Genomic DNA, 24,587 nt, shown 5'->3' with positions numbered 1-24,587 from the left:
CCGTTTCCATGATGTGTGCGGACAATTTTTCACAAATGCAAAGAATGTAAATTAAGTATAAACAATAATAATTATCACTTAGATTCCATCTCCGAAATTTACAGGTTATCGCCCCTTGATGTTCGGAGACGGGAAGATGTTCAAGAAACGCCACCTGGCCCTGGTAGTTGGTGCTATTTTAGCCACACCGACTGTACAGGCTGAAAGCACAAAAGCAGATGAAACAATGATCGTGGAAGGCCGTGAATTCGGTTACAAGGCAGATGCCAACCGTACTGCCATGCGCATGGAAATGAGCCTGCTCGATACCCCAGGACAGGTTGCCGTGCTTGACGAAGAACTCATCAATGAACAACGTGCAAGTTTACTGAGTGAAGTGCTGAAAAATGATGCCAGCGTATCAGCCGGGGGTACCACCCGTAACCGCGAGCGTTTCTTCCTGCGGGGTTTTGAGCTGGGCAGTTCGACAGGCTTCTTGCGGGATGGGAAACAACACTGGTCTCACTATCGTCAACCGGTTGAGCTGCTGGAAACTGTCGAAGTTCTGAAAGGCCCTGCGGGTTTGCTTTATGGTAAGTCAGCACCCGGTGGCCTGGTAAACATGGTCAGCAAAAAGCCGACTTATGATACTAAGGTCAAATTCAGCCAGGACATCGGGTCAAATAACGAATCCCGGACTGTGCTGGATGTCAGCGGTTCCCTGAATGACGACCAGACCTTGCGCGCCCGTACTGTGTTGGCAAAACAGTCTTATGATTCTTGGCGTCGTTACACCGATGGCTCAACGCCTACAACCGAGCGTTTTGTTGGTGGCCTGATGGTGGATTATGACGTAACCGACGATGTCTCGCTGTCTTTCCACTACGACCGTACCAACGACGATGGCAGCGTGGATTCAGGCGCTTACATTGTTGATGGCAAACCGGTTCTGGGTAAAGAACATATCTGGGATGCGCAGTGGTCGAATATCGAGAACGATGTTGAAAACATCGGTGTTGATGTGAACTGGGCAATGAATCACAGCTGGAACCTGGCTGTGGGATACAACCACCAGGACTTTGAACGCCGGGATGTCGAGAGCTTTTCCAAGCCAACCTCTTACAATCCATCAACCGGCACGTTTGACTACCAGGGCTATGACCGCCATGACCACTGGAAGTTTGATACTGCTTATGTCGACTTGACCGGCGAGTTTCTTGGGATGGGTGTTGATCACCAGGTTCTTGTTGGGGCTAACTGGCTGGGTTACTACTACGCCCTTCAGCGCGACAGCATCAAAGGACTAACCGGTACAGTGGGTCAACCGCTGGACAAGCCTGCTGGCCTTGATTACCACAAGGGTAAAAAAGGCGAGCCAACTGAGCGGGATTCCTACGGTTTCTATCTCCAGGATATGGTGACATTCAATGACTACTGGCAGGCTTTAGCCGGTGTGCGTGTTGACCGGGAGGATGATGCGAAATACAGCGAAAGCAATATCTTGCCGAAAGTGGCGGTTATCTTCCACCCGAATGAAAACGGATCGGTATACCTGACTTACTCAGAAAGCTTTGAGCCCTTGGGTAATGTCACCGACAGTAATGACGTGAACTTCGGCAAGCACCTCGACCCAATGCGTGGCAAGCTGTATGAGCTGGGTACCAAATGGGAGTTGATGGACAACCAACTGTTTGTCTCTGCCGCGGTGTTTAATATCACCATGGAAAATAAAAAGCTCAATAAAGGCAGTAAAAGTGACCCAGAAACCGTTCAGGTCGGCGAGCAGGTACATAACGGGCTGGAACTGAGTGTGGTAGGCCACGCGACGGAGAAACTCTCGGTTTATGGCTCAATGACCTATCTGGATGCAGAGATCAAAGACCCAACAGATGTATCACTTAATGGTAAGCGCCCGGTTGATGTCCCTGAGTTTTCAGCCAGTGTCTGGAGTCGCTACAACATCACTGACAATACCCTGTTTAACCTGGGAGCTATCTATGTAGGTGACCGTTTCGGTGACGCAAAAAACACCTACAAAAAAGAGGCTTACACCCGTTTTGATGCCGGTGTCGCCCACAGCATCAAGCGGGGCAAGAATATGGACATTTCCCTCCGCCTGAATGTTGAAAACCTGTTTGATGAGGATTACTACGCAGGTGGCGACCAAGACAATACTGTGATTGGTGAAGGCCGCAACTACATGGCGACGGTAGAGTTTAAATATTGATGTAGCACTCACTGCAGAGCCGGCTTCCGGTAAGAAGCCGGTTCTGTATAAAGATCAGATCTTGTCTCAATATTTCAGTGTCTTATCTTCGATCTTTACCCCTTTAGTCGGTTTTCCTGTGTCATAGTCACAAACACAAGGGGCGTATCCGTCTGATGGCCGGGGCCGGAATGCTCCCATCCAGGCAGCGTTGGTATTTTCTCTCCAAGGCCTCATTGCCCATTCATAGGAGCGGAAAGGATCTCGGATAAAGTCCATATAATTTAGAAGGCGGTCATGCAACTCATCCCGGATATCAGCATAGTCTGGGTGGTCAATCAGATTATTCATTTCTTCCGGATCCCCATTTCTGTCGTAAAGCTCATCTGAAGTCAGCAGATTGATAACCAACTTAAAGTCGTGATCCACCCAACAGCGAACAGGAATGAAGCCGCCGAAGCTATCGTGCTCTATTTCGTACCGATTGAACTCGATCATTACACCGCCATTCTCAAGATTCTCTCTTTCGGCACTGAGAATGTTTCTGCCCGGTAATATGGGTGGTTTCTCTATTCCGGCAAGGTTGAGTATTGTTGGAAGGATATCAATATGGCTCACGGGGTCATCAAATTCACGTTGCTGCCTCAGTCCTACAGGGGGGCGGATTATCAGCGGTATACGCGTAATGTCATCGTACATTGCGGCTCCTTTGCTGATAAGTTTGTGCGCACCCATCATTTCACCGTGATCAGAGGTATATACAACCCAGGTGTTAGCCAGTGTTGTATTGTCCAATGAGGAAATTAATCTGCCGACTTGGTCATCCACATAATCATTGCACCCGAAATAAAGTGGGTGCCGGTAAATGCCATCTTCACCAACCGGGGTAGGCATAGCTTCAGACCAAAGTCGATGGTGAAGCGGTTTGTTTTTTAGGTCATCCCTTGCCTTGTTACCAAGATCGTATCCAAAATTCTTATATCTCCCGGCGTACTCTGGTGGGCAGGTAAACGGGTGGTGTGGTTCATCATAAGAAACGACCAGCAAAAAAGGGTCTTCAGGCTCTTTTTCAGCGTCCTGTAAGAAGCGAATTGCCTTGTCAGTGGAACGATGTGCCCAGGTAAACTCAGAAGTAATGTTATTCCGTTCTAAATCTTCAATGGAATTCAAGCCATTTCTCCATAGATCTATCTCTTCATCAGATAAATCCAACAGATAATTTGCGCCGTCATACCAGTGGTCTTCGTCCCATTCCTCAGGGCAAATACCTGTTCCAAAATAGTCATGGCCATCCAAATGCCATTTACCGATGTAGCATGTTTTATAGCCACTATCTTTAAAATAGCGCCCCATTGAGATGATATTTTTTCCCGGCGCAATGTTATTGGTCCAAGGGCCTGATTGGTTGGAATAAATTCCGGTAAAAATACCGGCTCTTGCTGGCGTACAAATTGGTGCACAAGCATAGGCGGAATTAAACTTGATACTTTCAGATGCGAGGCTGTCAATATTATTGGTATTTACCCTTTGATGGCTGTAGCAACTGATCATGTTTGTAGACTGAGTATCAGTAATAATCAAAATAATATTTGGTTTATTCACTTAATTCCCTTTTTAATTCAAAGAGAAGAAGGTGGCAATAATAAGTTTACTGCCACCGACTTTCTTGCTAACTGGAAGACTCAGATACATCTTGGCGCTTATTGTTACTAGCAGCTTTTACAACAAATGAAAATAAAGCGTAGATAACAACCATGCTGGCAGCCACGATACTGATTACACTTAGCATCGACCCTGTCTCAGACGTCAAGCCCAAAGGGGATAAGGTAACGTAAAGAAGCAGGAATAATGTGAGAAGTACCCAGCTGGCTTGTTTTGCGTATTTCCATGGCTGGATATCTACCTCACCGGTATAAGTGGCCTGGTAAGGTTTACTCATGGGTTTAAGGTAGCGAATCAGGGCCATTACGCCGAGCATCAGTACCAGGTTCAGCCCAACTAAGTTCAGCCAGTGCAATTTCACAAATCCCAGGTCTCCCCCCAGGACAAAGTGCGCGGTGTAAAAGAAAACCATGCCAACTGCCAGGCCGACATATCCCGCTAATGCAGGGGCACGTTTGGAAATGACGCCCATAAGAATGACGGCCAGAATTGGAACGTTGATAATAGCCATGATTGTGCGCATCAGGGTGTACAAGCTGTCAGAGTTTGCAATATAGGGGGCAATCAAAATACAAACCCCAATGGTGACTATTCCAAATAACCGTCCAACGGCTACTGTTTGTTTGTCGCTGGCCTGGGGGTTTATCGCCTGTTTATAAATATCCAGGCTAACCAACGTGGAAAGGCTGTTGACCCCGCTGTTAAAGGAACTGAGAATTGCCCCAAACATTGCTGCTCCAAAAAATCCCGTAAGCCAATCTGGCAATATAGCTCTTACCAATAGCGGGTAGGACATGTCAGCGTTTAGCACAGCAGTCTCTGCACCATCTACCGTTTTGAATGGAATAGTCAGCATTCCCTTTTGATGTAGGTGCCAGGCGATAATACCCGGCAGTACCAGCATGAAAATACCAAGTATTTTCATCAGGGCGGCGGCAAGGACGCCTTTTTGGCTTTCAGCAAGGTTTTTAGCGGCGAGTGTACGCTGAACAATCGCCTGGTTTGTACACCAGTAAAAAAGGTTAATAATAATTACGCCAGACAGCATACCATGCCATGGAATGTTAGCATCAGGCGCGATGCCAGCTGCATTGAGGCGTTCAGGTGCATCCCGGAACAATATTTCTACACCTTGGGAGACGCTATCACCACCAAGGTAGTACAGTCCGAGTACCGGGACGAGAAGTCCCGCGATTAATAGTCCAATGCCGTTAATAGTATCGGAAATTGCAACGGCTTTAAGGCCGCCAAATACCGCGTATAAGCCTCCGATTATGCCAATGGCAACGACCATAAGCCACGTTGAAGCGGTATCACTAATGCCTAGCAGCCCGCTGATATCAAAAAGTTTACCTAAGGTGATGGCGCCGGCGTAAAGGACAAAGGGGAGGAAACCAATGACGATGGCATAGAGGAAGATGAAAGATGCAACGATACGCATCCGCTTTCCATAGCGATTTTCTAAAAACTGGGGAATTGTTGAGACCCCTGATTTTAGGTAACGAGGAAGAAAAACAAATGCTAATACAATAAGAGCAAGTGCGGAAGTCGTTTCCCACGCCATAACATTTGCTCCGTTTCTGAATGCATTTGCGTTCAATCCTGCCAATTGTTCAGCTGAAATATTTGTCAAAAACAGCGAGCCGGCAATCACAATCCAGGAAAGGCTTCGGCTTGCAAGAAAATAACCTGTCACACTGTCCAGATTATCTTTTCTCGTCTTTAGAAAAGAAACGTAGGCGACAAACAGCGTAAACAATACAAAAGAAAGAACTGTCATCATAATCTGCCCTCCCTGACTAATAAATTTATCACGTCCATGTGGTTTCCTCATTCCGATAAATTAAAATTAAGATCATCGGTGTTGCGCGTTTGTTAATTCAATAACAGTATTAACCTGTGAGAAGAACTTTTGAATGGCAGAATTGATGTAATGGATGTAAAAAACGAAACACCTCATAACACACCTATCGTGATTGATGAAAAGGTAATATCAAGCGGCATCACGTTAATTGCATTGTGGGACACCAATGCGGATTCTTCATACAAAGTACACTGGCCTGAGGATAAAAAATTACCCTTGCTACCCAATTCAGTCATCGCCGTATTTACCCGGCAAGGCGTTGGGGAAATATTACTTCACACTGGGGAGATCGTTGTAGTACGCGGTCCAAGCGTTATTTTTTTGCAGCCAACTTCAATTAAATCTTACTACTGTGTCGGCCTGATATGGGAGATGTTCTGGATGGAGTTTACGCCAAACGGCGCACTGGAATTTCCATATGGTGAAATAATTTCATGGACAGAAGGTCGTGATTTTTCTCAGGAATGTCTGTTGGCAGTAAAATTATTGTCCGAAACAGACCATCGTAAAAAAGTACTCGGGGCTGCAATCATAATCAAGATCATCTATGAATGGCTTACATTGACAGATTTTGATGCAGTAAATTCGGGGACGTTTGACAAGGTTCAGCGAGTTCTTACTGAAATTCACTTAAATATCAGTAAAAACTGGAGCATCGGAGAGCTTGCTGAAATTGCACAATGCAGTGAACAATATTTACGACGGCTTTTTATCCGGTACACGAGACAATCACCGAAAAACTATTGTCTGACAGCCAAATTGAACATCGCTCATTCTCTACTCAAACAAAAAAAACTATCTGTTCAACAGGTATCAGACCGCCTTGGTTTCTATGACAGTTTTCACTTGAGTAAAGCGTTTAAGAAAAAATTCGGTTATCCACCCTCATCGCTTTCCAGCCTGCTGTAGTAAGGAAACCTTTACAAAATTTACTAAAAAGTCCTGTTCTTTCTGGAAGGATTTGTTGATAATAATTCTCATTATTTGGTTCCTTTTGAGATGGATACTTCCTCCAAGGTTCTGCAAATACTGTTAAAATCTCTTCTCCCGCTGGTGGGTGCAAGTCTCCTTTGAAAATTAAACTCCAGAGAATGCGAAAACGATGAAGGTAAGTAAGCTCAGTCTGGCTTTGTTGGTGGCAATGATGCCGCTTGCGTCGAATGCAGCGGATACCGCAGCTGACATCAGCAAGGCACAGTCCATTGAATCGAGTTCAAACAAGGCATCTTCTGCCAGCCAGAAACGAATCGACTCGAGCGCGGACTCGGTGCTGGCGATGAAAGCGGAAATTGAGCGCCTTACCGAAGAAGTGGAAAACCTGACGCTGTATCGCGACCATCTTTCTACCCTGGTGCGCAGCCAGAAAAATGAAGCAGCGAGCATTGAGGGGCAAATTGTCGATATAAAAGCCACTCGACAGGGGATTGTTCCTCTGATGTACCGCATGCTCGACAGCCTGACAGTCTGGGTAGAGCAGGACAAACCGATAAAAGCCGAACAACGACACAACCGGATTGAACGTTTACAAGAAATGATGGGCCGGGCAGATGTCAGTGATGCCGAGAAATTCCGCCGGATCCTTGAGGCCTACCAGATTGAACTCGATTACGGTACAAAGCTCGGCACCTACGAGGGCCAGATAACGGCTGATGGAAAACGGCTGGAAGCCAATATCTTCTACCTTGGACGGGCGGCACTGTTGGCTCGCAGTATTGATGGCACCCGATACTGGAGTTGGAGCGACGATGCAGCGGCTTGGTTGCCAGTCGACCCAAGCCAATCTGAAAATATTGACTTGGCGTTTGCCATTGCTAAGAAGCAGGCAACCCCGGCACTGTTGACCCTGCCGGCATCCCTGAAAACTGTGTTGGCGGCTCCGGAGGCGGCGAAATGAAATTAAAATCCCTGCCTTTGTTGCTGGCATCTGCGCTGGTCGCTTTTTCACTGGTACCGTCCGTTCAGGCCAATATCGTCAATGACGCGGCGAATGCTAAAAAGCAAACTGCGGTGCACAACCAAGCCCGCGAAGCTGGGTTCAATAAAACGGAAAAGTTTTACCGTGAGAAGCTCAATGCCCTGAAAGCGCAGAAAGTATCGCTGGAAAAGCAAACTGAGGTATTGAGTCAGGACTTCACGCGCAATGAAGAAAACCTCGCGCAACTGGAAGAAAAACTCCGCCTTGAAACCGGCAGCCTGGGGGAACTATTTGGTGTTGTCCGTCAGGCCAGCAAGAATCTGCAGGGTGATGCGCGAACAGCAGTAACGGCTATTGGCCAGAGTGACTATCTGAATACGTTGGATGACGTTGTCGCTGCGGAAAAATTGCCTTCGTTGGCTCAGTTGGACAGCCTTTGGAAAGGGATGAATACCCAACTCCGAGCCAGCAGTGGCCTGGAACCCATTACGGTGGATGTCCTGGATGCCTCTGGAGCGGTAAGCAAACAGCAGGTATACCGGGTTGGTAACCTGGGACTGGTTGGAATAAACGGTTATCTGGACTGGGATGCTGGGCGTAATTTGGCAAAACCTTTCGAGACGCTGCCGGAAAACGGCCCGACTTCCGAAGTGTTGGACAGCTTTACGGATAACACCTCACTCCTGCTCGACCCTTCCCGCGGGATTGTACTATCCCAGTTGGCGCAACAACCAACACTGGAAGACCGGTTCATGCAAGGCGGTATTGTTGGATATGTCATTGCCGGGTTGTTGGCAGTTGGCCTGTTGATCGCCTTGATCCGGGGCTCTTCACTTATGGTCACGCGGTTGAAGATCAGCAATCAAATCAAGCATCCGGAGAAGCCGGGGAACAACCCACTGGGGCGTGTATTGAACGTGTATCACCAGCATCCGGACCGTTCACTGGAAACCCTGGAACTGCGCCTTCTTGAAACCATCGTGGATGAGCAGCAAGGCTGTGAGAAAGGGCTTTCCATGCTCAAGTTGCTGGCTGCTCTCGCGCCTATGCTGGGCTTGCTCGGTACGGTAACCGGCATGATTGAGACCTTCCAGACGATTACCCAGTATGGCAATGGTGACCCGAAAGTGATGGCCGGCGGAATTTCCATGGCATTGGTCACAACGGTACTTGGCCTGATTGCGGCAATGCCACTGCTGCTAGCTCACAACGTATTGAGCTCCCAGGCCGATGCCATTCGTGGCACGTTGGAAAAATACGGCATCAGCCTTGTTGCTGAACAGTCTGAAATCGGGTTGGCTGCTGCCAATACAGCAGGCACCGGAAAGGCCGCGTGATGGACTACTCTCCGTTTCAGGCCTTGCTCACTGAAAACTGGATTGTCACCCTGCGTGAATTTATGGCGCAGGGCGGCCCGGTGCTCTGGTGGCTGGGTGCGGTTGTCATACTTTGCTGGTTGTTGGTAACTGAGCGCCTGATTTACCTGATGGTGACCTTCCCGCGACAGAAAAAATACTGGCTCGGTTGCTGGAAAAACAGAATGCACATTGAACCTGCGAACAGAGGTGAATTGTCCTGGCACACCCGGGCGATGCGAGAGGGTTGGTTATTCGAAGCGCACAACGCTCTGAACCAACATCTGAACCTGATCAAAGCACTGGTCTCGATTTGCCCAATGTTGGGACTTCTTGGCACGGTGACCGGGATGATTTCGGTTTTCGATGTAATGGCGAACCAGGGCACCAGCGACCCACGCCTGATGGCATCCGGTATTTCCATGGCAACCCTGCCGACGATGGCGGGAATGGTAGCAGCACTGGCCGGGGTGTTTGCCCATGCACGTATTCAGAAAGCCTGCCACCGACGAGAAATTGCACTTGAACAAGCTATGAGGCGTCAACCATGAGACTGACACGCCCACAGCGCGTCCGCGAAGATGCGCAAATTGACCTGACTCCGATGCTGGACATCGTGTTCATCATGCTGATCTTCTTTATTGTAACCAGCTCATTTGTGAAAGAGTCCGGAGTAGAGGTAAATCGTCCTGAGGCCAGCCATGCTGTAAGTCAGAAAAAGGCGGGCATCTTTGTTGCGATTACGGCGTCCAACGACATCTATATCGACAAGCGAATGGTTGATGTTGAGCGTGTTGAAGCGACGCTCGAACACCTACTCTTGGACCAGCCTGAAGCCTCTTTGGTGATTCAGGCGGATGAGCATGCTTACAACGGCACCGTGGTTGAAGTCATGGACGCGGCGAAAGGGGCAGGTATCAAAAATATTGCCTTGGCGGCGGAGAAGCCATAATGGCGTTGTCTTCTTCCAGTATGGCTAAACCCGGCAACGGTGCGGCGCGCATGCTGATCGCGTTGCCATTGGCTGCAACCTGCGCACTGGGCTTGTTTTCCCTGATGGCCTTGATGGTCGATCATGGCGTAAAACGTGCGAATGATGATCAGTCGGTTCTGGCGTTTGATATGGTGATGGTTGAGCAGGATACTGACGTTCAGCGTCGCAAGCGTGCTCTCCCTGACCCACCCAAACCGCCAGAAATGCCCGATCAGGTAAAACCGGTAAGTCAGCTCCGGCAAAGCGTGGCGACTGCACAGCCCGTCATCCCAAACATGTCCTTGAATACCGGATTGGATGGTGTACTTATTCAAGCGCCAACAATGGGTGACTTTTCTGTTGCTGAAACGGTAGGTAACCAGCAGGCGATGCCACTATACCGCATTGAGCCGACGTATCCGGCTAAAGCGTTGAAACGCGGTGTAGAAGGTTACGTGGTCGTCAGTTTCACCATCGATCCGAGCGGTCGTCCGGTTGATTTGGACATCATTGAAGCGAAGCCCCGACGAATGTTTGAACGAGAGGCCATGCGAGCTATCAAGCGCTGGAAGTACCAGCCGAAAGTGGTGGGTGGCAAAGCGGTTTCACAACCGGGCCAAAGCGTTAGACTGGAGTTTAAACTGAACCGATGATGAAAAAACGATTACGCGCTTTCACCATTTTGATGTTGGCTGTAGCCTCAGTGACGCTCTCCGGTTTGGTTCTTGCGGGAGAATTGTCCCAGTTTACTGCCGGAAAAGTGCAGAAAGCTTATGAGCTTCAACAGGAAGCTAAAGTGCCCGAAGCCATTAAAATGCTCTCTGGCCTTGAGCTTGATCGCCCGTTTGAACAAGCGTTTGTCAACCGGATGCTGGGTGTACTTTACTGGCAGTACGGACAGACTGGGAAAGCGATAGCGAAGCTGAAACTGGCGGTAGACAGTGGCCTTCTCGAAGACAGCCAGGCCTGGGTCACACAACGTATGCTGGCCGATCTTTACATGACGGAAGAGTCCTACAGCAATGCACTCAAATACTACTACCCACTGACGAAAAACATTCCAAACAATGAAAAAGCTGACGACCTTTGGTTGCGCATTGCTCAGGCACATTACCAGAAACAGCAGTGGAAATCGGTACTGAAATCAACCAAGGAATATGAGCGTGTAACCCATAAAGACAGTGTGGCCCCGCTTACCATGAAACTGGGTGCCCAATTACAGCTTCGTCATTGGAAAGGTTCAGTTCCGACGTTGAAGCGCCTGATTGCGGTTGAGCCGGATAACCGCAACTGGTGGATGCAGTTGACCAGCTCCTATATGAGGCTAGACCGTCCGACAGATGCCCTGAGTATTCTGGCGCTCGCCAAGCGAGACGGGATTGTATTTAGTACGCAGGATACCTTGATGATGGCACAGCTATACGCCCAGCAAGGTATTCCTGAAGTAGCAGCACAGTTGCTTTCTGATCTTTCTGAAAAACAGAAAAATGAAGAAACAACCGTAGAAGAAGCGCGCTACTGGCAAATGGCAAAAGAGTGGGATAACGCTATTGCGGGTTGGCGTAGAGCATCGGAGTTGGATAATAAGCACCGCTGGCATCTGGCCCAACTGCTTCTCCAGCAAGAGCATTACCAAGCTGCTCTGAGAGAACTGAACAAAGTAAACCGTAGTGGCCGAACCGCAGATATTGAATTGGCAAAAGCACGTGCGTTCTACAAGCTTTCCCAGTTTGATAACGCCCTGATGCATGCAAAGCGCGCTGATGAGTACCAGCCTTCCGAGCAGGCAAAAAGCTGGATTCACTATTTGTCAGCGAAGGTGAAGCTATCTGCAAAAGAAAGACTTTCCGAGGACAGTGGTAATAAACAGAAAGGCACATGAGGCATACCGAAAAGCTAAAATGGATTATATATACCCAAGCCACCTCAAGATGCAGTTTTCAGCGAGAGTTGATTGGCTGTCAGTCAAGGCGCTGTTTTGAAGATCTAGTGGCTCTAAATCAAAAAACAGCAACGCGGAATGAGAGCCAATCAAACTCGCCCTTCGGGAGTGTTTCAGTGCGTCCACTTCTGTGTCAAATACCTTTGAAAGGGAACAGCCATTCCTTCAGGTATTTTCCTTGAATTGAACGCACTGAAATCACTCTGAATGACGCACCTTGAGGTGGTTTGGGTATAGTTGTAAATAAAAATGTCCAAATAAGTTTATATCACTTATTTCTAAATAAAGTGTCGTAAATATATTGAGATTTAGAAGCACTAAATTAGTGATTTTCTCTTTTTTAGTCTTTGTGTTTAATTGTTAAATTCCCATATTTTATTATGTTGCACATGCTCCATATATGAGATTTTGTGTATTTGTTTTAAGACAGGACATATATTACCTATATTTAAGAGTGATTAAGGCTGTCTAATTTTTTAACATCCATTTCAATGCGTCATCACAAGGTTTGAAGCAGAAAAGTGTCCTCATGCTTCCTTACTTGGATGAGAATAAAAATCAATAATATTAATGGAATGGTTGGCCATGGACAGCATGAAACGCAATGTTAGGCACCTGTTGGCATCTGTATTGATCTGCACAATGTTTTTTTCAAATAGTGCTCTCGCTATTCAAAACATTGCACAATTATCAACGACAGAAAGTCAAGAATATCTAACAGCGGAGCAGGCAGGATTTCGTCTCTCGCAGTCTCCAAATTTCCTTCAGAATTTAGACGGGATATATCCAGAACAATCAAAAATATTTGATGGCTTGCTACATACAGGTTATGAAAATTCATCGACGTTACTGGTTGAACGTTTTTTTTATGCTGATTCATTAATATCTGATGTCCAAATTTACGGTAATTCAGACTATTTGCTCACTGTTGAGAAAAAAATAAACAATATTTGGACTAAAATTCCATCGCTAAGCGGTATAGACCTGAGATTACTCCCCGCAAAACAATGGAATAGTCTGCTCCCGGTTTCACCATTTTCATCAACAGCCTTACGCCTTCAGTTTGTTCCTCTCGATTCAAATCCGGCCCCTGTATCCGAAATACGTTTCAACACTACGGGTAACCAACAATTAACTTCGGGGTTGCTTTCCGCACCTATCAGCATTCCGCATGGAAAGGGCTCTGTTGCATCGATAAATGATAAAGCCCTGTTGGGTGCCGCACCGGGCAAATACCGTGATGCGAAACACGATAATCAGTTTGATATTCTTATTCCTTATCATCCCGAGCAGATAAAAGCCGCCACTCTGCATTATAAAGTGAAGGGGCTTTCCGGTGCAGCCAGTGCGATTCGGATGGTTAACGACAGCTTTTCCCAGGGGGGGCTGTTGATTCATGCTGATCCTGCGGGCAATGCCGTAGTGAGCGAGCCTATCGATACTGATTGGCTGAGAGCGGGCAAAAACCGTGTGCGTTTTACCCCTTTCGCACTCTCGGATTCCCACCTCAAATATCAGGTTGAAAACCTGCACCTGTCATTCGAGCTGAATAATACCACCACTTCTAAATCCTCTCTGCATGTGTTTGAACCACAGCCAGAACTTCGCTATCAGGGACATGCGTACCTGCGTGGTTTTGTCCAAGGTGAGGGTAATGAATCAGTCATCTTCCAGATGGGTGACAAAGTGATACAAACCGTTGATGGCAGTTTTGAAACGCTGTTGGCAGTGGAAGGTGAGAGCATCACGGTTGAAGCTGTACTGGAAAGCGGGAAAGTACTCAACCAGACGCTTGCGTTTGCACCAAAAGAAAGCGTCAGTGACCAAGGCGTAATGATCACCGCCGCCGGTGTGAAAGCGATAAAAGGCGAGAACACTTTGCCGGAGCGCAGTTATGCGCGGAACCTTGCTACCACAGACAACGACACCATCGTCGGCTTCGAAGATGCGTCACTCAATGTACTGAAAACCTCGTTGTCAGCGGAGCGTGATATCGAAGTCTTCACGCTGGAAGAGCGTGATATTCCGGCGCTTGACCAAGGCATGGTGAACGTCACACGCGGTGATGCCGCAGCTTACCGATTCCTGCCTCACGGTATCAAGTTCAATCAGGAAAACGAACTGACGCTCGGCTATGACAAGAGCAAGATCCCGGAAGGGTATTCAGAGAGCGACGTTCACACCTTTTTCTATGACGATGAAACCAACCGTTGGGTGCAGTTGGCGCGTAATGAAGTGGTGACCAAAGATGGTGTGATCATCTCTAAAACCGACCACTTTACTGACATGATCAACGCCGTTATCCAAACACCAGATTCACCGGAAACACAGGCGTTCGGTACTACCCAGCTCAAAGATATGAAAGCGGCCAATCCGGGCGCGTCGATCAATCTGATTCAGGCACCTAAAGCCAATGCCATGGGTGACGCCCGTACCAGTTACCCGATCGAATTGCCGGGCGGCCGTCAGGGAATGGCGCCACAACTGCAGGTGAGTTACAGCTCTGCCGCGGGCAATGGCTGGATGGGTATGGGCTGGAACCTCAGCTTGCCTACGGTTTCACTGGATACCCGCTGGGGTGTACCGCGCTATGACGGTGCGACAGAAACCGAGACTTACCTCTTTGCCGGTGAACAACTGGCACCGGTGGCTCACCGAGCCACACCGGTTGCCCGTACCAGTGAAAAACGTTTCTACCCACGTGTGGAAGGCAGCTTCAACCGCATTATCCGCCACGGCACCAGCCCGACCAATTACTGGTGGGAAGTGACCAACAAAAACGGTACCCGTCACTTCTTCGGTGGTGATGGCACCAGCATGCTCACCGCTGCAACGCTGGCAACGACCGACGGCAATATCTCTGACTGGGCGCTGGTGAAAACCATAGACACCTATGGCAACACGGTCACCTACAACTACGAAAAAGTGTTCGATGCCGGTATTGGTAACGGCACAGGCGGAGTTCAGGGTCAGCAGCTTTATATCAAGTCCATCGACTACACCGGATTTAACAGTACAGCAGGCGCATATTCTGTCGACTTTACCCGCGACCGCGACCTGTCTGAAAGCCGTCGCCAGGACGTGATGATCGACGCGCGCACCGGCTTTAAGCGTGTCACCGCCGACCTGTTGCGCAAAATTGATATCAGCTTCCAGGGACAGGCTGTTCGCTCTTATGCGTTCAACTATACCGAAGGTGCATTCCACAAAACCCTGCTGGCGTCTATCCAACAATTTGATGCCAACGGACAACTGTTCAATACCCACTCACTGAGCTATTACGACGATGTGCGTGATGCCAATGGCAATTATCAGCCGTTCACTGCGTCGCAAGCGTGGACCATGAGTGATGTCCATGACATGGCAGATGGCCTGAGCACCCGTACCGTCGAGTCAACCAGCCTGCAACAAGCTGACGCTGGCGCAACGGAAACCACATCGTCATCAACCACTCTGAATGCCGATGGCACCCAAGCGTGTTACGTAAACACGGCGCCAACCCTGCTGGCGATGGCAGACATCAACGGCGATGGTTTGGTCGATAAGCTTAGTGTCGACTCAGGTGGCATCAGCTACCGAGCAGCCTCTGTTGGCTCTGATGGTTCATTAAGCTATGGCGCAGCGCAACTGATGGTATCTGCACTGGAGGCGTTCTACACCGTGAGCGGCGAGTGTAAAGTGTCGCCTGAAATGATTGCAGGCCAGAATGCGCGATTGTCAGTAACCGACGTCAACGGTGATGGCATTGCGGATCTGGTTTACCTCGACAAGATTTTCCTCAGCTCTGGTGATGCGCAAAACGGCTTTGTGTTCACCGACAGCAGCAACGTGGCGAATGCCTTTGCCAATCTCGATAGCGTGCGTGTTTGGAAAGCGCCTTTCACGGGCACAGTGAAAGTGGATGCGCCGGTGTCACTGGTGGCAGGTTCAGGTGATTACAGCGGCAGCGACGGTGTCCGCGTGTCGGTTCAGCACCAAAACAGTGAGCTTTGGGCCACACAAATCGCGGCAAATGATTACACCGCCAAATCCCCAATGGCACTGGACTCGGTTGCGGTGAATGAAGGTGATCTGGTGATGTTCCGTGTGAATTCATTGGAAGATGGCGCGAACGATCAGGTGATGTGGGATCCGAAAGTCCGCTACATCGACCGCGCTTCTGACGCGCTTGATGCCAACGCATTGAGACTGAACGTTTACCAATCTTCTTCTGATTTTGTTTCTTCAAACAGCACCCAATTAGTCGCGCCATTTAGCGGCACTGTTGCGGTCAGTGGCACGCTGACGAAGCCTGCGACTTCCGACAATCTTACTGCCACCGTGGTGAAAACTGCTGCAAACGGCAGCGAGTCTGTGGTGTGGCAGCAAAGCTATGCCGCAGGCGATAACCTGACGGCCAGTACCCTTGCCGTTGGTAATATTGCCGTCACCGCGAACGATAATCTGCGTTTGGTGATCAGCAGTGACACTAACGTGGATTGGGCGGGACTGTCGGGTGAGCTGAATATCCATTACGTGTCAGCCAACGACAGCGATATTACCGCTGACATGCTCTACCTGAACGACGGTACGCCGCGCTTTGATTACGCCCTAAACCCTGACATGGGACTTTACGGCTACGCCGTTGAAAGCAGCGTGGTAGCAAGCGAAAGCGGCACCATGACGCTTCAGCCAAACCTGCCAGCAGGTCTACCTGCATTTGGCACAGTAACCTTTACCGCAAAGGGCAACAACCAGACGCTGGCGAAAGAAACGTTGGATCTTTCCGCGGGCAACAGCTTCAATACAGTGGCGCTGGATGTTACCGCGGGCGAGCCTGTCTATTTTGAATATCACGTCTCTCAGGATGTTGACCAAACTGTTTTAAATACCTGGACACCGAGTGTGTCAGTGGTGGAGTTGGGCGTAGATGCCACGGCGGGTCTGCATCTCGACAGTGACGATGCCAACAAACAGCTTTACCGTCAGTGGGGTAACTTCCTCTACGACAGCTCGCAATCCTCGTCGGGCGACCTGATTGAACCCTCAGCACTGAAACCTGCGGCAAACAACACGCTGGCAAATTCAGGCTTTACGCCAGTAGCAGATGTGGACTCCTCCCTGCCAATCGCGTCAGCAGATGGGTCGACCCAAACCTCATCAGGTGATATCGACGCACTAAATGCACAACTGGCAAACGCTGCCATGTCTGCTCAAAGCAGTGATACCCAACTTGCCGACCAGGATCTTTCTCCAGAAGCCACGGTTGAAGGCCTGGCTGCGACCGCAGCAGACTCCTTTGCGGGTAATGGTGCCAGCTCGCTGAGTGGCACTGTGGGTGACAGTAGTGGTGCCCACTTTGGTGTCAGTTTCGGTATTTTCGACGGAAATATGGCTTGTAAGTCAATGACCATTGGCTTCCAGCGTGGATTCAGTAAGTCAGAAAGCGACGGCATCCTTGCGATGTCAGACATTGATGGAGATGGTCTCGCCGACAAAGTGCTGATTAGCGGTGGTGTGATTGGTTATCAGAAAAACCTGTCCGGCCCCGGTGAGGGTGAAAGCTTTGCCTCCTTCCAGGCATTTACTGGCTCGGCAAGCGCGTTTTATCACGATAAAGGAAAGAATAAGAACTCTGGATTCCAAGCGGTGATTGGTGCCTGTAGCTTCAGCGGCGATTTGGGAATCACCAGTGGTGGTGGCACTACCGTCAACGATATCTACTTCAGTGACGTGAATGGCGATGGTTTAACAGACATCGTGGCAAACGGACGTGTTCTGTACAACCAGCGTACGAACGCCACCGTACCGCACTTTGTCCTGTCGAGTGCAAATACACCTAACCCAGTGAATGAATCGGGTTCTTTGGTCACAGACGGTTGGTTTGAAACCGACCCGAATGAATTGGCGAATTTTGAAGCGGAAAACCCACTGCACGACACCGTGCGTACGTGGAAAGCCCCTTATGACGGCGTCGTCAGCATCAACGCGCCTGTCAATCTTGTAGAAGACACCAGTGCAGATCGTCAGGCTTATACTCAGGCAGACGGGGTGCGCGTTGCTATTCAGCACGCGGCGTCAGAGCTTTGGGCGACTACGATTGATGCCGACGACTACGGTGTAAAAATACCGACAGGTGTCAATGCGGTGAGTGTCAGCAAAGGTGACCGCCTCTACTTCCGCGTTCAGTCGATTTTCGACGGTAACTACGATGAAGTTGCATGGGCTCCGGTCATTACCTACACCGATAAAGTGGCAGAAACCGATGCCAACGGTTTGCCTGTGTATAGCGCTTCGGTAACCGATGACTATGTATTGGCTGGCGGTGATTTGGGCATGCCAATTGATGGCACCGTACAAATCAGTGGCACCTTGACCAAGCCACTTACCAGCGACAATGTGACGGCAAAAGTAGTCAAAATTACCTTTGATGGAACCACCTCCACCAATACCACAGTCTGGGAAACTAACTACGGTCTTGCTGCTGCGCAGCAGACTATCAACCTGACGTTAGACGTTGCTGCTGGTGACACATACCGCTTTGAAATAGACGCTGACTCCAACGTGGATTGGGCTGGCTTTGATTGGGAGCCAGTAGCGACCTACATTTCTGCTGATGACCCAACCACCAATGACCAGATTCAGGACGGCTCGGCTGTCCTCGCATTCAAAACGGTGGCGTCGCTAAACATCTTCAATGAAACCAGCCGTGTGACAGAACGCTGGGTAGCAGACGCTGATGGTACTGTGCTGGTCACTCCTGTCATTACCGCACCATTGGGCGCGGAATCCGGCAATGTCACCTTTACGGTGAAAAAGGAAAATGAGCTTCTGGCGAAACAGAAGTTTGAAGTGACAAACGGTAATTTGAGTGCTGCGCCAACGGACATCTCACTCGATGTATTGATGGGCGATGTGCTGTTCATCGAATACCACACAGACACGCCAGCAATCGCTGATTTACTGATGCTGGATGCGGGTGTAGAAATCGACAATCAAGGTGTCGTTTCGGCTTGGAATGCAGGCATTTACACCTACTCATACACCTTCATTTTCGGTCCTGAATACCGTGGTTGGGGACAGTTCGTTTACAACGGCAACGGTACTCGCGCAGATCAGCCCATTATTGAGTCAGAGCTTAAGCTTGATGATGCTCTGACCGATGCGCTCAATTCGCCACCAGATCTCGACAACATTGACCAGAACAACCTGGCAGACAACGCGTACGACCCAACCAACAGTATTTTCATCATGATGTTGCCAATTGCCCAGGTCGATGCATGGCGTGGCTATGACGAACTCTCGTTGCTTGATGCTGCCAAAATGTCGAGCTCGCGTTTTGGTGAAGATGAATATGCCCCTTCAAGTGCGATTCCAACTGGCACGGATGGCAGTCAGGCTATTCGCGCCATTAACAAGCTGACTGAGCTTTCCTACAGTGGTTACTCCATCGGCGGTGGTGTGCCTATTGGTGGTTTCGGCGCCAGCGGCAGTTACAGTGAAACCGATCAGGATATCCGCATTCTGACAGATTTCAGCGATATGAACGGCGACCGCTACCCGGACATCATCGGCCAATCGCAGGTGCAGTACACCGATATGCTGGGTGCGCTTGAGTCTGGCGTTAAAAATAACGGCTTGGGTCACCCAAGTACGTCCCAGTCTGAAAACAAAGGCGTCACCTTAGGCGGCAACTTCAGCTTTGGTAGTAGCGGTGCTGCCAACAACCAGACCACCAAGACCTTCAAAGAAGCATTTATTGAAGCCAACACGACCATGCCTGGCGCGGGCATTTCTGGCACCAGCGGTAAGTCTACCGACCATGCCAATGTCAGTTGGCGTGATATCAATGCCGATGGATTACCTGACCGCGTTTACGACAACGGTACCGCGCAAATCAACCTGGGCTATACATTTGCAGACCCCGAAAACTGGGGATTTGCCCAGGTCAAAGAAGGGGAAAGTGAAGCCCAGGGCGGCGGTTTGGGTATCAATATCGGCGCGACCAGTATCAAGGTCGGTATCAGTAAAAACGCCAATGAAACCCACCAACTGCACACGCTTTACGACGTCAACGGCGATGGCTTGCTGGATGAGGTCAAATTTACTGGCTCAGACATCCAGGTCCGTATCAACAAAGGCGGCAGTTTCGCGGGCTGGACAAACTGGACCGGCGCGAATGAAATTCAGGTCAGCAGCAGTGAGTCCACGTCAATCAACGGCTCGTTCACTGTCTGTATCCCATTAGTGCCACCGTTTATTGTGATGAAAATCTGTATGAATGCGGGCGCGTTCGCATCAGATGGTGAATCGCAGGAAAACTACTCGCTTAACGACGTTAACGGCGACGGCTACCCAGACGTACTGCAATCCACCGCAGAAACCGATCTGCGCGTGAAGAAGAGCACCATTGGCCGCACCAACCTGCTGAAATCGGTTCAGCGTCCGTTGGGGGCGAGCTTCACTGTCGATTATCACCGTGAAGGTAACACCTTCGATATGCCGCAAAACCGCTGGGTGCTGAGCAATGTGGTTACCCACGATGGCTTTGCCGGCGATGGTGCGGATACCATGAAACAGCGCTTCGTGTATTCGAACGGTCATCACGACCGTCGTGAGCGTGATTTCTATGGCTTTGCCAACGTCACCACGCTGGAGTTGGATACCACCAACGGTGATGCTATCTACCGTTATGTGTCGACGGACTACATCAACGACAACTACTACGAAAAAGGGCTGGCACGCTACAGCGTGATGAAAGACGGCAGCGGTAATACCTACACCGAAACCGTTAACAGCTACCAGACCGAAGACGTGTTCAGTGGCGCGGTTCTGGATGCGGCAGGCAAAGAAAACGACTTTACTTCTGCCTTCCCGCAACTGGTGACCACGCAAACCCTCTTCTACGAAGGGACAGACACTGCTGAGAAGCAAACCCGCATCGACTACCAGTACGATGACTACGGAAACGTGGTGGTGCAAACCGATCACGGTGATGTCGGGACATCTGACGACTGGACTGCGACTGTGGTTTACCACGAGAACGTCAGTGACTGGATTGTGTCTGCGCCGAGATCGATTGTGTTGCGCGATGCGGCAGGCAACGTGCTTCGCCAGCGCGAAGCCGATATCAATGCGCAGGGCAGTGTGGAACAGGTGCGGGTTTACGCCGATGCAACCACCGCGCTGACGACCGATATCAGTTACGACATCTACGGTAACCTTGAAACTGTCACCCGCCCTGAAAACTACAAAGGTGAGCGCTATGTCCTGAGCTACGTGATGGACGATGCGGTGCAAACCTATGTGGCGAGCGTGAGCGACAGCTTCGGTTATACCTCATCCAGCACCTACGACTATCGCTTTGGTGCGGCACTGAGCAACACCGACACCAATGCCCAGCAAATCCATTTCACCCTTGATGCCAAAGGTCGTATCGAGACCGTCGCTGCCCCGTATGAGATTGAAAACGGTGTAACGACCATTGATTTTGCCTACTTCCCGGATGCCACTGTGCCGTATGCGACCACTGCGCACTTCGATGAAGGCAAGTCTGACACCATCGATACCGTGACCTTCGTCGATGGTCTGATGCGTGTTATCCAGACCAAAAAAGACATAGAAATCGACAATGGGCAGACCGGTCAGGGCACGCCGATGATGGTGGCGTCCGGCCGCGTGCATTTCGACGCCTTTGGCCGAGACATTGCACAGTGGTATCCGGTTGAAGAAGCGGTTGGTACACCTGGCACCTTCAATAGCCAGTACGACTCGGTTAATCCAACCCGTAAGTCCTACGACGTGTTGAACCGTGTGTTGGTGACGACCCTGCCGGATGGCAACACCCTGACCAATGCCTACGGCTTTGGCAGTGACCGCAGCGGTGCCATGCAGTTTGAGCACCAAAGCATTGATGCCAACGGTAACGAGTCTGAAACCTACAAAGACGTGCGTGGACGTATCACAACGGTCGCACAACACAACCCGATTGGTGGACACGCCAACATTCTCACCAGCTACCAATACAGCGCGGTGAATGAATTGCTGAGCGTGACGGACGATCTGAACAATGTCACCCGTGTGATTTACGACTTGGCAGGCCGCCGCACTCATATCGACAGCCCAGATATGGGTTTGACCGAAAGTGTGTACGACAACGCCAGCAATGTGGTGCAGAAGATCACGGCCAATCTGAGCGCACAGGGCATGGCGATAAGCTACGCCTACGACTTTGAGCGACTGGCGGGTATCACTTACCCAATCAATGCGGTCAACAATGTTAACTACTACTACGGTGAACCAGGTGCTGCCGATAACACCGCAGGCCGTCTGGCACGGGTCAGTGATGCGTCTGGCACCGAGTACTACAAATACGGCGCATTGGGTGAAATCATCCACACCAAACGCACGGTGACGACGCTGACGGGCAGCGCACCGAAGACCTACCAGACCAGTTACCGCTATGACAGCTGGAATCGTCTGCGTGAGCTGACCTATCCGGATGGCGAGGTGTTGGTCCACGAGTACGACAGCGGCGGCAGCCTGAACGCCATGAGCAGTACCAAAGGTGAATACACCTACGCGCCGCTCAAAGCGCTGACGTATGACAAGTTTGGTCAACGTGTATACATGCAGTTCGGCAATGACACCGCCATGACGTACAGCTATGAAGCAGAGCGTCGTCGACTGGATGCATTAACCGCGACCAACAGCAACCGTACCTTCCAGGACAACAGCTACCAGTATGACGCCATGAGTAACATCCTGAGCGTCAGCAATGCAGCCAGTGTGCCGTTGGACAGCAATCTCTTCGGCGGGGAAACCAGCCAGAGCTTCGCGTATGACAACCTGCATCAGCTCGTCAGTGCAAGTGGTGACTGGACATCTCGTCAGGGACATCAAGAGCGCTACAGCCTCTCGATGAGCTATGACAGCATCCACAACATTACAGCGAAGAACCAACTGCATGAACGCTTGCCGTTAGATGGTACGGGCTGGAATGCTCTGCAAGGTACCAGCTACGACTGGCAATACGACTACGCAGGCTCTGCGCAGCCTCATGCCGCCAGTAATATTGGTAACCGTACCTTTAGTTACGACGCCAACGGTAACCAGACAGGCTGGACAAACGATGACAACGGCACACGCCGAGACATCGTCTGGGATGAAGAAAACCGTATCCGCACCGTGACCGATAACGGCCACACCAGCACCTACATTTATGATGCTGGCGGAGAGCGAGTTATCAAATCCACCAGTCAGGGTGAAACGCGCTACATCAATGCGTATCTGGTGGTACGTGCTGGCAAAGTGGCCACCAAGCACTACTACGCCGGTAGCCAGCGCATTCACACCCGAGTGATGGAAAACGAAAGCTCCACCTTGGTGACGGGTACTGACAGTACGTCAACTACCTCGACAGAGACCACCACAGACACATCAACGGATGGCACAACAACCGATACCACAACGGAAGAGCTGCCACAGGAAGTGCTGGATGCGCAGGCGGCGGTAGAAGCGGCACAAGCGGCTTATGACCAATCACTTGATGCGTTCAAAGCAGCGAAGGGCCGGGATAAGAAAGCGGCACACGACTCACTGAAAGTGGCCCAAAGCAATCTGGAAGCTGCAGAAGCTGCGCTTTATCAAGCAATGGTCGATGCGGGACTTGATCCGGGTGGTAACGGCAATGGTGGCGGTGGTTCAGGTGGCGGTAATGGCTCCATCAACTTTGAAGCCAAACAATTCTACTACCATGGCGATCACCTTGGCAGTTCCAGCTACATCACAGATATCGACGGAGAAGTATACGAGCACCTTGAGTACTTCCCATTCGGTGAAACCTGGGTTCACGAGAAGAGCAATACCCAGCTAACGCCATACTACTTCACGGGTAAAGAGCTCGATGAGACGACAGGGCTGTATTACTTCGGTGCGCGTTACTACGACCCGCGGACGAGTGTATGGCAGAGCCCAGATCCGATACTTGGGGAGTATTTGGAGGGAGCGCCTAACAGTGGTGTGTACAACAGCCATAACTTGAGTTTGTTTACATATGCATATAACAACCCTATCCGATTAACTGATCCTACAGGGCTGTATACCGAAGGAGATGAGGGATTCCCTTATACTGCTCATAATGGTATGCAAGCCCACGCGAAGTTTTCCGATTACCTCGCAAGGTTTTATGGGGGGAGTGTTCGGACAGATACCTCAGCGTGGGCTATTTTGAGAGATTTCTTTGGTCTCGACATTGATAGCAACCTCAGACCAGACGCAGTGTTTCCTGATGGTGATGTTCTAGAACTCAAGCCAGTCACTCACGTCAGTAGACCTGACATGCAAGTGCGAGACGAGGCTCAAATTGATGGGTATATTGCGCTTTCTCCAGAAAATCTTCAGCGAGGCGATGCTACTTCTAAGGTACCGGGGCTTGCTGGTGGAGGCCCAATCACAATTGGAGAAATTAGAGATAAAGATTCTGGTGTGTACTACAACGTCAATATTTATGCTGGTGATGCAAAAGGGGTGCCTCAAGGATTCGTCTACTACAGTTTGACAGAACATCCTGAACAGGCACAAGAACGTGCATTGAATGCACTTTCCGACACTGTCACTATAATGGGAGGAGCGAGGCTGAGGCCCGCACCAAAACCACGAAATCCTTCGGCTCCACAGCCTCAACCAGTGCCAGCAAATTAGAATATTGAGA

11 protein-coding genes are annotated in these 24,587 nt (G+C 50.0%); 9 read left to right on the top strand and 2 right to left on the bottom strand.

What is annotated here, in order from left to right:
- The first annotated feature begins 136 nt into the window (after positions 1-136).
- Positions 137-2,206 carry a TonB-dependent siderophore receptor gene (locus tag NF212_RS19125; RefSeq protein ID WP_434362377.1) on the top strand — a complete coding sequence of 690 codons (2,070 nt, stop codon included), beginning with the start codon at positions 137-139 and terminating at the stop codon, positions 2,204-2,206.
- 66 nt (positions 2,207-2,272) lie between these two features.
- On the opposite strand, the gene NF212_RS19120 is transcribed toward NF212_RS19125, so the two are convergent.
- Positions 2,273-3,787, bottom strand: a complete 1,515-nt coding sequence (locus NF212_RS19120; RefSeq protein WP_434362376.1) for a sulfatase-like hydrolase/transferase — start codon at positions 3,785-3,787, stop codon at positions 2,273-2,275.
- A gap of 67 nt (positions 3,788-3,854) precedes the next feature.
- Complete coding sequence (locus NF212_RS19115; RefSeq protein WP_434362375.1) at positions 3,855-5,630, bottom strand: solute:sodium symporter family transporter; 1,776 nt, start codon at positions 5,628-5,630, stop codon at positions 3,855-3,857.
- A 150-nt stretch (positions 5,631-5,780) separates the two neighbouring features.
- Between NF212_RS19115 and NF212_RS19110 the strand changes: the two genes are divergently transcribed.
- From NF212_RS19110 to NF212_RS19075, 8 genes are all read left to right on the top strand, one after another.
- A complete protein-coding gene (locus NF212_RS19110) occupies positions 5,781-6,620 on the top strand; it encodes a helix-turn-helix domain-containing protein (RefSeq protein ID WP_434362374.1) in 840 nt (279 codons plus the stop codon).
- Positions 6,621-6,813: 193 nt separating this feature from the next.
- Complete coding sequence (locus tag NF212_RS19105) at positions 6,814-7,605, top strand: DUF3450 domain-containing protein (RefSeq protein ID WP_434362372.1); 792 nt, start codon at positions 6,814-6,816, stop codon at positions 7,603-7,605.
- On the top strand, positions 7,602-8,963 hold the full coding sequence (locus NF212_RS19100; protein ID WP_434362371.1) for a MotA/TolQ/ExbB proton channel family protein: 1,362 nt from the start codon (positions 7,602-7,604) through the stop codon (positions 8,961-8,963). The genes NF212_RS19105 and NF212_RS19100 overlap by 4 nt, the downstream gene beginning before the upstream one ends.
- Positions 8,963-9,532, top strand: a complete 570-nt coding sequence (locus tag NF212_RS19095) for a MotA/TolQ/ExbB proton channel family protein (protein ID WP_434362370.1) — start codon at positions 8,963-8,965, stop codon at positions 9,530-9,532. The genes NF212_RS19100 and NF212_RS19095 overlap by 1 nt, the downstream gene beginning before the upstream one ends.
- A complete protein-coding gene (locus NF212_RS19090) occupies positions 9,529-9,933 on the top strand; it encodes an ExbD/TolR family protein (RefSeq protein ID WP_434362368.1) in 405 nt (134 codons plus the stop codon). Before NF212_RS19095 ends, NF212_RS19090 begins: the two co-directional genes overlap by 4 nt.
- Positions 9,933-10,607, top strand: coding sequence for an energy transducer TonB (locus NF212_RS19085; RefSeq protein WP_434362367.1), 675 nt, complete (start codon positions 9,933-9,935; stop codon positions 10,605-10,607). Before NF212_RS19090 ends, NF212_RS19085 begins: the two co-directional genes overlap by 1 nt.
- Positions 10,607-11,836 carry a tetratricopeptide repeat protein gene (locus NF212_RS19080; RefSeq protein WP_434363022.1) on the top strand — a complete coding sequence of 410 codons (1,230 nt, stop codon included), beginning with the start codon at positions 10,607-10,609 and terminating at the stop codon, positions 11,834-11,836. The genes NF212_RS19085 and NF212_RS19080 overlap by 1 nt, the downstream gene beginning before the upstream one ends.
- 1,203 nt (positions 11,837-13,039) lie before the next feature.
- Positions 13,040-24,577 (top strand): SpvB/TcaC N-terminal domain-containing protein, encoded by an 11,538-nt coding sequence (locus NF212_RS19075; RefSeq protein WP_434362366.1) that lies wholly within the window; start codon positions 13,040-13,042, stop codon positions 24,575-24,577.
- Positions 24,578-24,587 lie beyond the last annotated feature (10 nt).

This window comes from Parasalinivibrio latis (assembly GCF_036825535.1).
Lineage (GTDB): Bacteria > Pseudomonadota > Gammaproteobacteria > Enterobacterales > Vibrionaceae > Parasalinivibrio > Parasalinivibrio latis.
Note: the sequence above shows the minus strand (reverse complement) of the source record. Positions and strands in the feature narration are given on the sequence as shown.

Bases quoted from the DNA above. Each gene is read 5' to 3' on its own strand.
- NF212_RS19125 (WP_434362377.1), top strand. From the start codon at position 137: ATGTTCAAGAAACGCCACCTGGCCCTGGTAGTTGGTGCTATTTTAGCC.
- NF212_RS19115 (WP_434362375.1), bottom strand. From the start codon at position 5,630: ATGATGACAGTTCTTTCTTTTGTATTGTTTACGCTGTTTGTCGCCTAC.
- NF212_RS19110 (WP_434362374.1), top strand. From the start codon at position 5,781: ATGGATGTAAAAAACGAAACACCTCATAACACACCTATCGTGATTGAT.
- NF212_RS19105 (WP_434362372.1), top strand. From the start codon at position 6,814: ATGAAGGTAAGTAAGCTCAGTCTGGCTTTGTTGGTGGCAATGATGCCG.
- NF212_RS19100 (WP_434362371.1), top strand. From the start codon at position 7,602: ATGAAATTAAAATCCCTGCCTTTGTTGCTGGCATCTGCGCTGGTCGCT.
- NF212_RS19095 (WP_434362370.1), top strand. From the start codon at position 8,963: ATGGACTACTCTCCGTTTCAGGCCTTGCTCACTGAAAACTGGATTGTC.
- NF212_RS19090 (WP_434362368.1), top strand. From the start codon at position 9,529: ATGAGACTGACACGCCCACAGCGCGTCCGCGAAGATGCGCAAATTGAC.
- NF212_RS19085 (WP_434362367.1), top strand. From the start codon at position 9,933: ATGGCGTTGTCTTCTTCCAGTATGGCTAAACCCGGCAACGGTGCGGCG.
- NF212_RS19080 (WP_434363022.1), top strand. From the start codon at position 10,607: ATGAAAAAACGATTACGCGCTTTCACCATTTTGATGTTGGCTGTAGCC.